Genomic DNA, 15,446 nt, shown 5'->3' on the forward strand with positions numbered 1-15,446 from the left:
GTCAGCAACCGCGGTTGGTGGCGTATTGTTGGGATTGGAGGAGCCGTTGAAGACGACGTCGACCCAGTAGTTGGAGGATTTGAAGGTATTCGTCGGGAAGACGCCTCCGGATCCGTAGCTATAGACACCATTGCCGCTAGCCGGAGCCGTCAACTGGCCGTTGGTAAGCGATGTCGTGAAATAGTTTTGCGTACCGGAGTAGTTGCCGTTGGTATGATAGGACGCGACGTAGGTGGTGCCTGCCGTGATTGCCACAGGGTTGGAGAAGCTGACCTGCTGCCAACCGCTGGCCGTCTCATTGGTGAATGTGGCAGTCGCAAGCAGGGCTCCGGTCGAACTCCAGAGATCCGCAACATGGGGACCGGTATTCAACGATCCCTTGTAGAAGCGCAGACCGGTTATTGTCCCATTCACGGATGCGGTAAACTTGACTCCGACTTCGACGGGGCTGGTATCGCCGGAATTGGGGACGGTTGGCGCATCGTTGGTGCCGAACAGGCTCTGCGCAGAGACCGGATAGTTGACGTTAAGCGACACCTGGCCGGAACCACTTTGGCCGCTCGTGTCTGTGATCGTGTAGGTGAAACTCGCCGCCCCGGCATAGCCATTGGCAGGAGTAAAGGTCACGGTCTGGTTCTGCGAATTGTAGCTTACGCTTCCGTTGACCGAGTTACCAACGCTGGTAAGCGAGAAAGCCAAGCCGGATGGGTTGGTGTCGTTCGCGAGCAGCGTCGATGCCGCAATATTCAGCACACCATTTTGGGTAACCGTGAAGCCACTGTCGCCGTTAGCTTGTGGCGACGTCGTGCCTGTATCATCGAAAACGACGTCTACCCAGTAGTTCGGGGCTTCCGTAGAGGCGACGGTGCCGGGGAAGGTCGGGCCACTGCCATAGGCATAGACGCCGTTGAGGCTGTTACCAAGCGCGGTGAGCGCACCCTTCGTAATGCCCCCGTAGCCGGTGAAGTAGAAGTCGGTCGAGGAATAGTGGCCGCTGTTCGCGTGGTAGGAAGCAACATACGTCACGCCAGCGTTCACACTGACAGGTGTGGCGAAACTGACCTGCTGCCAACCGCTCGCGGTTTCGTTGGTGAAGGTGGCGCTCGCAAGCAGCGTGCCGTTTGCGGTCCAGAGATCACCGATGTGGGTGCCAGTATTCTGAGGCCCCTTGTAGAAACGAATGCCGGTGATCTTGCCCGACACGGCCGGGACGAATCTGACGCCAAGCTCAACTGAGCCGGTATCGCTGTCGGAGATCACCGCAGGCGTATCGGTACTACTGAAGAGAGTCAGGTTGGAAGATGGTGTGACCGTGTAGCTAGCGCCCGCACCGGGTGTTTCCAGGTTCAGGCTGTCATCGACCGCCCTGGTTTTGAGATTATAGGTCCCCTGTGGGCCTGTGACGAACGTGTATGACCAGGTCACGCTCGCCGCGCCGACATTGCTGTTGGCAGGATGCCAGGTTGTTCCCCCATTCGTGGAGACTTCGACGCCGGCGATCTTTCCACCAGCGTCAGTGGCCGTCCCCGTCACTGTGATCGATTGCCCCTCGACAACGCTGGCAGCCGAGAGATTGGTGATACCGGAGGTCGGCGCCGTAGCGTCTGTCGACTGGGACGCGGCCGTCAAGTTCGCTTGCAGCGTCGCGGGCTGAACCCCCATGTCGGCAAACAGGTTAACCATCGCCTGCTGTACATTGGGATCTACCGGAGTCGCAGGTCCGTCGTGGTCGCTAGCAAGCGCCCACGGCCAGTTGATTGAACCGGCCGAGAATATCAACGCGCCACTAACGGGATCCCGATGCAGCACGAGATTGTGGGTCGCCGTGCCATTTGCGAACGTGTTGCCATAATCGAGGAGAAGCTGTCCATTCACCTGCACTGTTGAAGATGAGACACTGATCAACCCGGCTGGGCGAAATCCGTTGTCCGGCGCGGTGTCCCATTCAACGCCTAACAGGCCAGGTACGAGCGAGGCGGTCTGCCCCGGTGACGTTTGCGCGACGGCCGTATTGCGCCAGAAGCGCAATTGGGTCATTGAATACGGTATCGTGATCGTATCGTACCGAAATGCGTTGACCGCGAACAATGTGCCGGTCAACTCATTCGAGGGAAGAGGCGAACCGAACCGCGGGTCAGAGTAATTTCCGGTCGCCTGTCCTGTTGGATCAATCAGCGCATTTGCGTGCGTATCCTTGTAGCTAATGAGTGTGCGGTTGGCTGATCCGCTGCCATCGATGCTGGGTGCCAACCTTGTTTTCCAAAAGATCTCGTTGCCTGTGAGAAACGCAAGGTTCACGCCAGCATGTGCTGCGGCCTCTACGTTGGCGCGCTGAGCTTCGGTCCAATACTCGTCATGCCCCGCGTCCATGAAGACTTTGTGATTGAGCAACAACGAGCCGTTTGTCGCAGCATCGATTCCAGAAATGTAAGAGACATCGTACCCGTTTTGCTCGAGCCATTGAATGGCTGCAAACTCAGCCTGGAACACGGAGTCCGTCCCCTCGGCAAAGGTTCCGGTGCCGTCACGCGTTACGAGGGGGCGATTGTAACTGACCGCGTAGGCTGATCCGTTGATGCCTGGGCCGTTTCCCAAATATAGGTTGGCCCCTCCCCAACCGTTGTAGGCTTGCCAGTCTTGATCACTTGTCTGCAGGACGATGTCGCTGTGCGAAGCGTCGTTCCGGATAATGAATGGAATCTGGAAAATCTGGGTGCCGTTGACGACGTTAGCAATGTAGACGCCCGAGACCGCATCGGTCGGTACGCTCCAGGAGTCGGTCACGCTCCAGTTGCCGGCATCTACAAGGCCCGTCGACGGGTTACTCAATGGAGCGGGTTGGACGACCGCAGTTGCGGCCTGATGCTGCAGGCTCGTAACCAGTCTGGCACCATCGCCACCGTAATAACCCAGCCGGTAAACATCGACGCGATAGTTCGGGTTGCCGGTCAGGTTGTTGATCTTGAATTGGACCGTCCCACCGACATTGGTGCTGATTGCTGTCGTAAACCCCTGTGTCAGAGTCGAATTGTCGCCTGGTTGAATCTCCCAGACACTTTTCGGCGTGCCTGGCTTCTGGTTTTCCAGCACGATGGGATTCGTGGGTGGATCGGAGACGATAGTGCCTCCCTGCCCATCGCTTTTGAAATTCCAATTCGAGTCCATCCCCGAGAACAGCAAGGTGACATTGGCCGCACCATTGCTGAAATCGACTACGCTGATATTCGAGCTGTTGTCGTAATGAACAGTCGCCGACATCGACGATGTGAAGGGCAGATCTTTCAAGTCGATGAGGTTCCCAGGCGAAAGCGCTGCCCCGGCCGACGACCCTGCGATCAACCCGTGAAAACTGGCCGACTGATCGAGGACGAGCGTGCCAGCTTGCGTGTCGAACGACACTGTTATGCCGGAGAACGATCCATTCAGGAACTGGCCGGAAACCGAACCTCCGATCTCCAGGATCGCCTTGTCCGAAATTTCGAAAGATCCTGTGCCGTTGACGTTGCCCTTAAAGTCCCCTGTAGCAATGCGATCGCCGAGGAACGCCCCAACTTCGACAGTGCCATTGTTCAGTACATCGCCTTCGACGATAAATGGCGCCCCCGCACCGAACGAAAGCGTCGCGCCTGCATCAAGGACCAGGCTCCCAATATCAACACTGGCCGTGCTCGTGACGACATACGCTCCCGCTGCATCGAGGACCGCCGAGTCGCTGATTCCCGGAACGCCGGCGCTCCAGTTCGTAGCGACATTCCAGACTCCGTCGCTCGAATGGGCCCAGTGGGTGGTGCCCGGGAGCGAAATAGATGATGATGCCGGCGGCGCCCCTTGTCTTGCCACAGATGGAAACGTCGGGACCAAGCCATGATAGCGGCTCGCCAAAGACGTCGAGGACAGCAGAGCGGACAATCGGGGCTGGAAAGATCGGGAGAAGAGAGCGGGTCCAACCCCGCGCAGGTCCGGCGGATTGCCCCAACCATGCCGAGACGACGGTAGGAAGAAATTGGAGTCACCAACTAGAGGCGGCAGACGGGGTGACTCGCCTGCTGGCGGATCGTCAAACGGCAGGCCCCAGAGGCCGGGCGGGTCGGAGCCCTCGAATGCATTCCAGAACGCTGATTCCCGCCAAAGTGCGGGGATATCCTCCCCTGGGAAAACGACCCGGGCTCCCCGACCAAAGACGCTCGCCCTTTGAACCAGCATGGTCATACCGATTAAATAACTCAACGATATACTTTAATTCTATTTTAAATCGCCAGGCAATTCAACGTGCATATAGTCAAGATAATTAAAATAGCTGAGTGCGCTATCCCGACGCGAAATGCGGCAGCCGAGTGATTTCGTTCAGATAATTGCCGTAGCCGCTCTTCTCTAACGGTTGCGCCAGCGCGAGGAGCTGATCGCGATTGATGAAGCCGAGTCTGAAGGCGACCTCCTCGAGACATGCAATCTTCATTCCCTGGCGCTTTTCCAGGGTCTGCACGAACATCCCTGCATCGATGAGAGACTCGACCGTGCCGGTATCCAGCCAGGCAAATCCCCGCCCCATGCGCTCAACGTGTAGCGCACCAGCCGAAAGGTAACGCATCTGAAGATCGGTAATCTCGAGTTCTCCGCGCGACGATGGCTCGACGCGACGAGCGTAGCGGACAACGCGATTGTCGAAGAAATACAGCCCCGTGATTGCCCAATTCGAAGCTGGTCGTCTGGGTTTCTCCTCAATTGATACCGGGCGGTCCGCCTCATCAAACGCGACGACGCCATATCGTTCCGGGTCCCGCACATGATAAGCAAAGACCGTTGCGCCTTCCTCACGTCCTGCCGCCCTGGCAAGCAATTCGCTCAGGCCTTCGCCGAAGAAGATATTGTCGCCAAGCACCATCGCCACACGATCGCTTCCGATGAAATCGGCACCGACAATGAAGGCGTCCGCGAGACCGGCGGGATGGGTTTGTTCCGCGTAGCTGAGCCGAATGCCCCATTGGCGGCCGTCCCCCAACAACCGTTCGAACTGAGACCGGTCTGAAGGCGTGGTAATAATCAGAATCTCGCGGACTCCTGCCAACATCAGCGTCGACAGGGGATAATAGATCATCGGCTTGTCATAGACCGGGAGCAACTGCTTGCTGACCACGCGCGTGATCGGATAGAGGCGCGTTCCGCTGCCGCCAGCCAGCACGATTCCCTTCAGCATCGGTTTCTCCTTCTCCGACTAGCCGGTCGAGACAAGCTTCGAGTGAGTGGCGCCAAGGCGGCAATCGAATCCCGAACACGCGTTCGGCCCTGGATGAGTCCAGGCGCGAGTTCCGAGGCCGACGCGCGGCGGTCGGAAACTCTTCAGTCGTGACCGCCTCGAGCGCCGGAACGCGCGCTCCACGACGGGAACGCTCATAGAAGATTTCCTGCGCAAAATCGTGCCAGCTCGTCTCGCCTTGACCGGCGAGGTGAAAGATGCCGGCCGTAGCCCTGCGATCGTCCGTTACCGACCGTTCTGCGATCCGAAGGACGGCCTCCGCGAGATCGAATGCGTAGGTCGGATTTCCATGTTGGTCCCGAACAACCCGTACAATGGGCTGCGTCTCGCACAGCCGCAGCATCGTTCGAACGAAGTTGCTGCCATAGGGGCTGTAAAGCCACGAGCATCGGATCACGGTCGCGAGCGGATGCGCGGCCAATACAGCAGCTTCACCGGCAAGCTTCGACGCGCCGTAGACATTCAACGGCGCGGTAATGTCACTTTCGTCATACGCATCCGGTTTCGCACCGTCGAACACATAGTCGGTCGAGAGATGGATGAGCGGAACGTTCATCTGCCACGCGACATCTGCCAGCGCCGCCGCGCCATCGCGGTTGATGCTGAACACTTTCGCTGCTTCAGATTCGGCCTGATCGACCGCCGTATAAGCGGCCGTATTGATGATTGCAGACGGCGCGATTGACGCGATGAGCTTGTCGATCCCTTCGCGGTTCTCCAGATCGAGTTCTCGGCGCCCGAGAGCCACCGCAGGCAGACCGCGCATTGCAGCGAGATCACGAAGACACCTTGCCAGCTGACCATTCCGCCCGGCGATGAGGATGGGTCGATCTGTCATCTTCGCCTCAGTGTTGGGCAGCCAGGAGACCGAGGCGCGAGCCGCCATAGACACCGCAGCGAGCACGCTCCCACCATGCACGACTTTTGAGATACCATCCGACGGTTTCGGCCAAGCCCCGCTCGAACGTTCTCGTCGGTTCCCATCCAAGTTCGCGACGTGCCTTGTTGGCTGCGTATGTCAACTTGTCGACGTTGATTACTGCAGCACCAGTCTGCAGCACCAAACGGCGACACACCGCAGAACCGATAAAGCCCGCTCCGCCGGTCACCAAGACACGCATTCTATTCGTCTCCACTAGTGGAAAACGCAACCAAGCTGGCTGAGCACAGGAAGGGTCTGGTCCTTTGGCGACACCTGGGCCTCCGCGGTTGTTACGGGCCACTTGATCGCTAGTACTGGATCAGCCCAATAGACGCCGCCGTCATGGCTCGGGGCATAGACCTGGTCGACCTTGTACAAGACGACGGTCTTGGGCTGCAGCGTACAGAAACCATGCGCGAACCCCTTCGGAATGAACACCTGCTCACCGCTTTCACTATCCAACTGGATGGCGATGTGCTTCCCGAAGTTGGGCGATGAACGCCGGAGATCAACGGCAATATCGAGAATGGCCCCGTTCAACACCCGTACGAGCTTCGCCTGGGCAAAGGGCGGTCGCTGGAAATGCAAGCCGCGCACCGTGCCGATCCGATCCGAACTGGACTGATTATCCTGAACGAAGTCATGGAGGATTCCCTTCTCCGCAAAAGCCGATCGCTGGAAGGTCTCACAGAAGTAGCCGCGGACGTCGGAAAACCGATCTGTTCGAATTAGTTTGACGTCAGGGATCGCCAGGGATCGCAGCTCCAGCATTGGGTACCTCCTGCCGCCCCTCAATTTGGATCGGGCTTCCATGCGGCGGACCATAATCCTCGATGAAATTAATTTCTCCGCCCAGCCGACCCACCTCCAAACGGAAACATTATTTTCGATGCGAATATCGGATTCGCGATATGACCTTGAAACATAAGATATTTTTTTAAACATCAGAGCAAAACAAGGGCTCAATCCCTATTTTCATTCCCATCCAAATTAATAGACTATTTATTTAATTTGGCAAGCGGATTTTTATAAGGTATATAATCTCTCGCCGCCCCGCATGTCCTTCTTAAACGCTGGTCTGCGGGCGGGCGGCCTCAGCGTGACCCACCGTCGGACAGGTACGTGATGCTCCAGAACAATCTTCAACATACCGAAAGACTGCGGCTGCCGGTGAACGGACTGCCTCAACCCGTCCAGGCAGACGGCGGAGGAATCAGCGACGTCATCAATTTCGGTATCGGGCTTCTACGACGGCAATATCTCGTAATCCTTGTCACAGCTGCGGTGGTCACTGCGGCCAGCCTGCTCTATCTCCGGTTGGTGTCGCCAACCTATACGGCGCAAGTTCAGATCCTGTTGGCCAATCCCAGGCCCCAATTTGTCCAGCAGCAATCACTACTCGCGGAGCCGGCCTTCGATCTCAATCAAATCGAGACCCAGCTTCAGCTCCTGAGATCAAAGGCCACCGCGGTTGCGGTAATCGACCAGTTGAAACTGGCGAACGATCCGGACTTCAATGCGTCAGGGTTGTCTCTACAGTCGCTCTGGTCGCGAATTCGGTCATGGGCTTCGGCTGGATCGAAGAAAGATGGGCCACCCGAGACTCAGGGCGAACCATCGGACACTATCATAGACGCATTTCTCAATCGGCTTTCAGCGGGGCGGGTCGGGTACAGCAACGTCATTGAGATAAGCTTCAATTCGAGCAACGCAGCCCGAGCCGCGGAGATCGTCAACGCGGTTGCCAATACCTATGTAGCGGACCAGCTCAACGCAAAGTTTGACGCCAATCGCAGGGCGACAAGCTGGCTGCAGGAGAGGCTGCGCGATCTCGGTGACCAAGCCCTCGCTGCGCAACGTGCCGTCGACGTCTACAAGACCCAGAACAATATTGTTTCCTTGGATGGAAAGTCCATCGACGAGCAGCAGATCACAGAAATGAACAATCGATTGGCTGCGGCACGCGCCCAGACCTCTGAGGCCACGGCCAAGTTGGCTCGCTATGAAACTCTCCTTGCCTCCGATCCGACAAAGCCGTCCTCGATGGCCAATCTGGATGCTGTCGGCGCCGACGCGCTGAACAGTCAAATCATTACGGGGCTGCGCCAGCAGTATCTAGAACTCACGAGACGTGAAGCCGAGTTGGCGGCCAGGGTCGGTCGCGACCACTTGGCGGTCGTCAATGTCCGGAACCGCGCGCGGGAGTTTCGTGTCTCCATTTTCGACGAAGTCAGGAGACTTGCCGAAGTCAGCCGAAGCGAATTCGAACTCGCCAAACAGCGCCAAGAAGAAATCGAAAAGCAGCTGTCCAAGGCTGTATCGCAGTCCCGTTCAGTCAATTCGGCCGAGCTGACTATCAGGGAGTTGGAAAGCCGGGCCAAGGGCTTGCGTAGCTTGTACGAAACCTTCCTGCAGCGTTACATGGGCTCTGCACAGCAGGAGACATTTCCCGTCTCAGAAACGCGGGTACTCTTTCCCGCGTCGCCGCCCGCGAGCAAGAGCAAGCCGAAGACAAGGTTGGTACTGGCGCTCGGCGTCCTCGGCGGTCTCGCGCTAGGCGTCGGCTTGGCGCTCCTCAGAGACCTCATGGACCGCGTCTTTCGCACCTCTTCACAAGTGGAAACTGTGTTGGAATTGCCTTGCCTATCTTTGGTCCCATTGTTACCGGCCCGCAAATCTCCGAAGCCACCAGTTCGATCCCAGCAAACCGAAGATGATGTTCATCAACGGATAGTTTCGTCTCCAACCGCAATTCATCGGACCGTCGTCGGGATGCCGCTATCTCGATATACCGAGGCAATTCGTTCCATCAAGCTAGCCATCGACCACAATCCGGCGAAGATCTCCTCCCAGGTCATCGGCATTACCTCGGCCCTGCCGAATGAGGGGAAGACCACGATTGCGGCTTCGCTCGCGCAATTGATCGGGCACACCGGCAAGAGAGCCATCATCGTCGATTGCGACCTGAGGAATCCCTCACTATCCGCCATCTTTGCGCCCAGGGCAGTCAGCGGACTCATTGAAGTTGCAAACGGCAGCCGGTCCCTCGCGGAGACTATTTGGCGGGATCCGACGACCAATCTTGCATTTCTACCCGCCGTGCGGCGCGGACCTCTGCTTCACACCAGCGAAATTCTTTGCGCCGACGCGATAAGCAAGTTGTTCGACAGTTTGCGAGCTGACTATGACTACGTCATCGTCGACCTTCCTCCCCTGACCCCGTTGGTTGATGTCCGAGCCACTTCGTCTCTAATAGACTGCTACATTCTGGTTGTTGAATGGGGCCGGACCAAAATAGATGTCGTGCAGCACGCACTGCACACGGCACCCAACATTCACGAATCGCTGATTGGGGCTGTTCTCAGCAAAACGGATACCAAGGCAATGGCTCGATATGACGGGCACCGGAGCTATTACTATCATGACAGCCACTACATTCGTTATGGTCTTTCTGGGTCCTGAGGCTGTTTCATAGCGGCCTCCCCGTTCTCCGGCCGGCGGAATGGCCGCACCACAAGATGGTGTTTACATGATTATCCGGCTCGTCATGTTAGCCGAGTTAGTGGCGATTACCGCAGCGCTCGTAATGCCGGAAAGCTTGCAAAGCTGGGTATTGGCATCCTTCGTATTTGCAACGGCCGCGCTAGTTGTAGCGATCTTTCCATCATTCGCCTCCCTCGCCAAGCTGCTCCGGCCTGGTCTCGTCATCGTGCTCGCGGCTCCGGCGCTCTGGATGGCGTTACAGGTAGCGCCGATGCCTATGGGCACACTCGGCAACTCCATCTGGGCAACTGCATCGGCGGCCTTGAACGAGCCCCTCGCCGAAAGAATCACAGTCGATACCGGCGCGACGATGCTCTCGCTCGCGCAGTATTGCGCTGTGCTCGCCGTTGCTCTCACCACTGCGGTCATCACGCTCGACCGATATCGCGCAGCGCAAGTCCTGCATATTCTACTGTCGATAGCCACGGTTGCCACAGCTGTGTGGTTCGGCAAGGAAACAACTGTTGGCACCGGGCCCGATGGCACGACCGTCGCAGTGCTCGGTGTCTTGCTCTCCTGCGCGACCGCAATACGCGCGGTCGATCAATTACGGAGACACAGTCGGCCTGGAACAATTGCCTTAGGCCCGCTCCCTGCCCTGTCCGCCGCAATCCTCTCAATGATTGTTTGCATCGCCGCGCTGCTCATTCGGGCCAACTCCACCGCCGTCGTTGCCGCCCTCCTCGGATCAGGAATCCTACTCTCGGTGTTCGCTATTCGCGGGTGGTTCTTGGGCTTGTGGGGTACCGCTGGCGTTCTCGCAACCGCCACGTTATCTTTTATTGCCATCGCAACGGTCATTCCGTTCAGGACGAACACCGATCTGACGATCGCCTTGTCAACGAGCAACCAGATCGCGACAGAACGGATGCTACAGGACGTCGGGCCGGCGGGATCCGGCGCGGGCGCTTCGACGGTCCTTTTGCCGATTTATCGGGACATTGGTATCGGCGCGCCGCGAGAAAGGCCAACGGCGGCCGCTGCAATTGTCATAGACATGGGGCGGGCCTTCCTTGCCGGTCTCGTAGTTGTGGCGATGCTCGGCGCTTGTATTCTGATCAGGCGTTCTCTGTCACGAGCTTACGATTACGTTTACCCCGCCTTGGGCGCCGGCGCTTCGATTGCACTGACGATACTGGCCTTTGCCGACCCTGGAATTCTGGGTTTGGGCGCATCGCTTTTGGTCGCTGCGCTTTTTGGACTGGCGTTCGGTCAAAGCGTCCCCGGCGCGGGACGTGACGCCATAGTCTCGGAATCGAGAGAGGCTTCGGAGTGGATGGCCGGTCCAGCTCCGGCTTCTCGTTCTAGGTTCGCTTCAGCGTTTGTCACCATCTGGCCCCGCATTGCCCTGATGGTGCTCGGAATCGCGCTGATCACGCAGGCAATATGGATGGTCCTCCCTGAGTGGTATCTCGGTCGTCTATCTTCTTTGTCGACAGGCGTTTCGACCGCAGCAGCATGGCCGGACGGGATCTCGAAACCGGTTTCGGTTGCGGCAGCGCGTGAAGACTTATTGACTCGAGGGGGATCAAGATCCAGCTGGGATTCGGCTCTGGCCGCGGACGAGCAAAAGACGGCTCTTCCAATGGCTTCGAATGCGTTTGCCCGCGCACTGCGCTCGTCGCCGCTCCGCGGCGACATTTGGCTCATGCTCGCGGCGGCGTCGAAGCACAATTCGTCCCCGACCAGCACGGCAGCCATGCTCAAGATGTCGTACTATACTGCGCCGAATGATTTGGATCTGCTTCCGTTAAGGCTATCCGTCGCGCTCACTACAGATGCTGTGGTAAGGGAGCTTGAATTTCGTGACTTGATCAAGCGGGACGTCAGCCTCGTCGTTATGCATCGGCCTGCCGTCAAGCCGGCGCTTGTGGCCGCACACCGGGCAGCCTCAACCGATGGGAAGATCTATCTCGAGGGCCTAATTTCGGAACTGGATCCGACGTACCTCGACAACATGCGCACGCGAAATTCCCGACAGGGTTCCCGATAAAGATCCTCCGGCCAGAGTGCATGGCGAGAAATCACCGAGACGTTCGAGTCTCAGCTCCAAACATCTAAACAGCTGTAGCTGGCCGGGCGCTCGTATCCTCGAGGAAAGCGACTGGCAGTTCAGCGCCAGCCGTGGAGATCGAGGATCTCGTATTCACCATCACCGAGACCCGCAAGTGCTGAACAGTCAAGGTGAGCGCGCCAACGCGTTCAAATGCGTTCGCCAACGCATCGGTGTGTCCTGGATTGGGCTTCATTGCCCTCGTGCTCATCGCGCAATCAGCCTGGCTGATGCAGCGGTCGCCTCTTGGCGGTTTTCTGATTTGACGACCCGTCGTGACCGCCACGTCTCGGCCTGGTGCAGCTGATCAATCGGCATTGGCCGATTGAAAGACTTTTGCCGACAATCTCATTTTGGATGTGGATCCGGGCTGTGTGCCTGCACGGGAATCCGAGTTCCGGAGCCGGGAACAGAATTTCCACCGCCGCAGAGAACTCCAGAACAGGGACAGCGCGCCTAGTTCCCAGGTTCTTTCGTTCAATCTACCGGCGATCGAGGGTCCGCCGGATCCGACGACAAGGGCAGCGCGCCGCGTTTAAATAGCGCGGCTCACGACTTTTCACTTGATAAATTCAATTAATTAATAAAAGATTAAATATTAAATAGCGAGTGTCCCGACAATGAATTTCGTGAACCGACATTTCCCCGATGGGGAGGTTGTTACGGATCGTGTCAGTGCCGGGCCGGCAGTATCCCGCCAGCACAAATGGCCCCTCCGTTATGACTCGGTTGAATACGTGGCGCTCTGTGCGGATGTTGCGACCATTCTAATTGCGAGCCTCGTTTCTACATTGCTGCACCAAGCTCAAAATGGGCAAGCCGCTGGCGACTTGAGTGACGCACTTGGCTTGGCGCTCGTCAGCGCGGCTTGTCTTGTTTGCGTGCTGAAGACCCACGGCCTCTATCAACCAGTTGAGCTCCTCGTACTCCGAAACCAGATACGCGCCGTCTGTATGGCGTGGACGTTATTGCTGCTCTTCATTTGGGCCGTGTACGGCTTTGCAATTCGCCCGGGTTCTTCTGAGCAAGCAGGCCCGCTTTTCGCCGTCTTGGGCCTGGGCTTGCTCATGGCCGAGCGGTGGGGAGTCAAAGCGCTTCTCGGAAGGGGCCTGAGCGGCAGAAAGTTCGCCGACACAAATATTGTTCTGATCAGCGACCAACCACTATCGAAAGACGCGGGGCTGTCCGAAACGTTGGCAATGCACGGCTATTGCGTCAAGGGACGGTTCAGCTTGCCTCCAATTGGCTTCGGTCCAGCCTGTCGAAGGCGGCTCACCGCCCGTGTGATTGACTACATTCGCAGTTGCCAGCTCGACCAGGTGGTGGTGGAAGCTGACCCGGAGCGATGGCTCGAACTTCGGGCCTTTGTTGCCGATCTGCGCGTATTGCCGTTCCCGATCATGTTCGTGCCGGTCGGCACAACATCCGAATTGCTTCGACATCCTACGCGGAGTCTTGGAAGTGCCGTTTGTGTAGAGCTCCAGCGCGGTCCTCTTACACCACTGGAATGCGCGACCAAGCGGACGATTGATCTTGTCGGCGCGGTACTCGCCTTGGCGATGCTTGCCCCGCTGCTTGCGCTGGCCGCAGTTGCGATCAAGCTGGATTCTCGCGGCCCCGTATTCTTTCGGCAAAAACGCTGTGGCTTCAACGGCCGGATCTTCTTGATCCGCAAATTCCGAACGATGCATGTGCTCGAGGACGGGCCAGTGATCCTTCAGGCCAACCGCGCCGATCGACGCGTCACACGCGTCGGCAAATGGCTGCGCCGGACAAGCTTTGATGAACTGCCACAGCTCCTAAATGTTCTCGACGGCAGCATGTCGCTGGTGGGTCCGCGTCCTCATGCCTTGGCTCACGACGGAGAATTTGACAGGCTCGTGCGCAGCTACGCCCTTCGCCGCCGGGTCAGGCCAGGATTGACCGGGTGGGCCCAAGTCCATGGCTGCCGCGGCCCAACCCCCACGGCGGTCACGGTCGAAACGCGTGTACAATATGATCTCTGGTACATCGACAACTGGAGCCTTCGGCTGGATCTCGGAATCCTGCTGCGAACCCCCGTGGAGGTACTGCGGGGGCGCAATGCATGCTAGGCGCACATGGCGCTGCGCCGGCCGGCTAGCTGGCCGCAACAATCCTGTCGATCAAAGCAGATCCGGTCAGGCCCGCTGACGAAGCTTCGGGCTTCCTTCGCCTATGCGAAATTCCTCAATCCTCCGGCCAGACTTCATCGCGGCAACCAACCATCGCGGCCGCTTGCCACGCCCTGACCAGGTCTCGGACGTCTGCGGGTTCCGATATTTCGGCAGCACCCGAGGATATTTGCGCCTCGGTTTGCCGGCCGGAGACATGTCCGCCCCCCTCGAATCCGCGAAAACAGCCATCCCACCCCCGAGAACTGCCAGGCGTTTCTCCAGTTCGTGCTTTTCCGCCTTGATCCGGTCGGACAAGATCCCGCTAATTTCCTCATGAAGCGACCAGAGATCATCGAGGGACATGGAATCTAATTCAAGTTTCTTAGCTGACATGCTCGCACCGTGTAGTTGTGCCCATCTAATATTGCGGCAATCGAGATTAATCAAGACTAAGAGTCGAATTATCCCGAAAAAATGCATGGAACCGAACTGAACTCGCGTTCCTGATAACTGTATCGCGGGTGCTAATCAAGCTGAGAAAATGACCTATCCGCATAATTTAACTGCGGATGGAGTAGTTTCACACGTCCCACGGCGGCCGCGGAACCGTTCAAGCGACAAACCGCCTGAAGGGATGAGATCAACCCGGCCGCGTGAACAACCTGCCACGGCGCAGCCTCGATAAGGAGGCTTGGTGCGTTGGGCCGCCTTTCCTTCGTCTGGGCAGCCCTATTGCCGTGCGGTCGCCCTCCCAAAGCCGCAAACGGTAGCGAATAATTTCGATGTCTCTCAGGGCACGCCGTCTGAGCTCGATTTGGGCCCTCAGTGCCTGGATGTCCGACAATGCAGCCGCGGGAACGATAAACCGGCTGATTGAATCTTGAAGACGTTCAAGAGGATACTCGATCAAGACTATTTCCCCTCTTTGCGCCTCAGCAGGCCTCTTGGCTCGCTGGGGTTTATTAATAAAATAATCGTCGCAATAATTATTAAATAATATATATTAAATTAACTGCCGCGTCAATTTCAGTGCTGACCTCGATCAATCGTTCATTCGTTACTCGAGCCCTGATGCTCGATTGTAGAGGATGATAGATGGATACCGAGTCAGCCGAACGGTGACGGGAATGCTATGCGCAGGCAAGATCTCGAAGCCATGGATTTTGAGGAACTTTGGCTCCTCCACGAGGAGCTGACGAAGATTCTTGCTGAAAAGATCACCGCCGAAAAGCGGGAACTGGAAAAACGTCTTGCGCAACTCAACCAGCCGGATCAATTCGGCGGAGGGGCCGTCGAGACAGGGACAGCTCAGCCGCCGCGCCGCAAATACCCGAAGGTCGTACCGAAGTACTACAACCCTCTCCAGCCAACAGAGACCTGGTCAGGACGCGGCAAGCAGCCTCGCTGGCTGGTTGCCGCCCTCCAATCGGGCCACACGCTGGAGGAATTCAGAATCCGCGAGAACGGCGAATCGTCCGATCGGAATGCTGGTGGCCGAGAGCATTCCTAGCCCTGCCAACTGCACAAATTCGCCCGCTG

9 protein-coding genes and 1 pseudogene are annotated in these 15,446 nt (G+C 57.6%); 4 read left to right on the forward strand and 6 right to left on the reverse strand.

The window, feature by feature from the left end; genetic code table 11:
* From JQ632_RS31425 to rfbC, 5 genes and pseudogenes are all read right to left on the reverse strand, one after another.
* Window positions 1-3,909 (reverse strand): DUF4082 domain-containing protein (locus JQ632_RS31425; RefSeq protein WP_249152673.1); only part of this gene is annotated, 3,909 nt, incomplete at its 3' end.
* 397 nt (window positions 3,910-4,306) lie between these two features.
* Window positions 4,307-5,194 carry a glucose-1-phosphate thymidylyltransferase RfbA gene (gene rfbA, locus JQ632_RS31430; RefSeq protein ID WP_212406536.1) on the reverse strand — a complete coding sequence of 296 codons (888 nt, stop codon included), beginning with the start codon at window positions 5,192-5,194 and terminating at the stop codon, window positions 4,307-4,309.
* The gene (gene rfbD, locus JQ632_RS31435; protein ID WP_212406537.1) at window positions 5,103-6,092 is read right to left on the reverse strand and encodes a dTDP-4-dehydrorhamnose reductase; all 990 of its coding nucleotides are present in this window, start codon (window positions 6,090-6,092) and stop codon (window positions 5,103-5,105) included. The genes rfbA and rfbD overlap by 92 nt, the downstream gene beginning before the upstream one ends.
* Window positions 6,093-6,252: 160 nt before the next feature.
* A pseudogene (locus JQ632_RS40520) lies at window positions 6,253-6,375 on the reverse strand (NAD-dependent epimerase/dehydratase family protein); the annotation flags it as partial.
* A 14-nt stretch (window positions 6,376-6,389) separates the two neighbouring features.
* Window positions 6,390-6,947: a dTDP-4-dehydrorhamnose 3,5-epimerase gene (rfbC, locus tag JQ632_RS31445; RefSeq protein WP_212406538.1), complete on the reverse strand. Its 558-nt coding sequence runs from the start codon at window positions 6,945-6,947 to the stop codon at window positions 6,390-6,392.
* 354 nt (window positions 6,948-7,301) lie between these two features.
* Between rfbC and JQ632_RS31450 the strand changes: the two genes are divergently transcribed.
* From JQ632_RS31450 to JQ632_RS31460, 3 genes are all read left to right on the forward strand, one after another.
* Complete coding sequence (locus JQ632_RS31450) at window positions 7,302-9,638, forward strand: AAA family ATPase (protein WP_212406569.1); 2,337 nt, start codon at window positions 7,302-7,304, stop codon at window positions 9,636-9,638.
* Window positions 9,639-9,678: 40 nt separating this feature from the next.
* A complete protein-coding gene (locus JQ632_RS31455; RefSeq protein WP_249152675.1) occupies window positions 9,679-11,712 on the forward strand; it encodes a hypothetical protein in 2,034 nt (677 codons plus the stop codon).
* Window positions 11,713-12,392: 680 nt separating this feature from the next.
* Complete coding sequence (locus JQ632_RS31460) at window positions 12,393-13,865, forward strand: exopolysaccharide biosynthesis polyprenyl glycosylphosphotransferase (protein ID WP_212406539.1); 1,473 nt, start codon at window positions 12,393-12,395, stop codon at window positions 13,863-13,865.
* A gap of 66 nt (window positions 13,866-13,931) precedes the next feature.
* Here the strand turns inward: JQ632_RS31460 and JQ632_RS31465 are convergent, their stop codons facing one another.
* Window positions 13,932-14,300 carry an H-NS family nucleoid-associated regulatory protein gene (locus JQ632_RS31465; protein WP_212406540.1) on the reverse strand — a complete coding sequence of 123 codons (369 nt, stop codon included), beginning with the start codon at window positions 14,298-14,300 and terminating at the stop codon, window positions 13,932-13,934.
* A gap of 739 nt (window positions 14,301-15,039) precedes the next feature.
* On the opposite strand from JQ632_RS31465, the gene JQ632_RS31470 reads away from it, so the two are divergent.
* Window positions 15,040-15,417: an H-NS family nucleoid-associated regulatory protein gene (locus JQ632_RS31470; protein ID WP_212406541.1), complete on the forward strand. Its 378-nt coding sequence runs from the start codon at window positions 15,040-15,042 to the stop codon at window positions 15,415-15,417.
* Window positions 15,418-15,446: the final 29 nt, after the last annotated feature.

Source organism: Bradyrhizobium liaoningense (genome assembly GCF_018130955.1).
Classification (GTDB): Bacteria; Pseudomonadota; Alphaproteobacteria; order Rhizobiales; family Xanthobacteraceae; genus Bradyrhizobium; species Bradyrhizobium liaoningense_C.

Excerpts from the sequence above, each read along its gene's own strand:
- rfbA (WP_212406536.1), bottom strand. The coding sequence starts at position 5,194 with ATGCTGAAGGGAATCGTGCTGGCTGGCGGCAGCGGAACGCGCCTCTAT.
- rfbD (WP_212406537.1), bottom strand. The coding sequence starts at position 6,092 with ATGACAGATCGACCCATCCTCATCGCCGGGCGGAATGGTCAGCTGGCA.
- rfbC (WP_212406538.1), bottom strand. The coding sequence starts at position 6,947 with ATGCTGGAGCTGCGATCCCTGGCGATCCCTGACGTCAAACTAATTCGA.
- JQ632_RS31450 (WP_212406569.1), top strand. The coding sequence starts at position 7,302 with ATGCTCCAGAACAATCTTCAACATACCGAAAGACTGCGGCTGCCGGTG.
- JQ632_RS31455 (WP_249152675.1), top strand. The coding sequence starts at position 9,679 with ATGGCCGCACCACAAGATGGTGTTTACATGATTATCCGGCTCGTCATG.
- JQ632_RS31460 (WP_212406539.1), top strand. The coding sequence starts at position 12,393 with ATGAATTTCGTGAACCGACATTTCCCCGATGGGGAGGTTGTTACGGAT.
- JQ632_RS31465 (WP_212406540.1), bottom strand. The coding sequence starts at position 14,300 with ATGTCAGCTAAGAAACTTGAATTAGATTCCATGTCCCTCGATGATCTC.
- JQ632_RS31470 (WP_212406541.1), top strand. The coding sequence starts at position 15,040 with ATGCGCAGGCAAGATCTCGAAGCCATGGATTTTGAGGAACTTTGGCTC.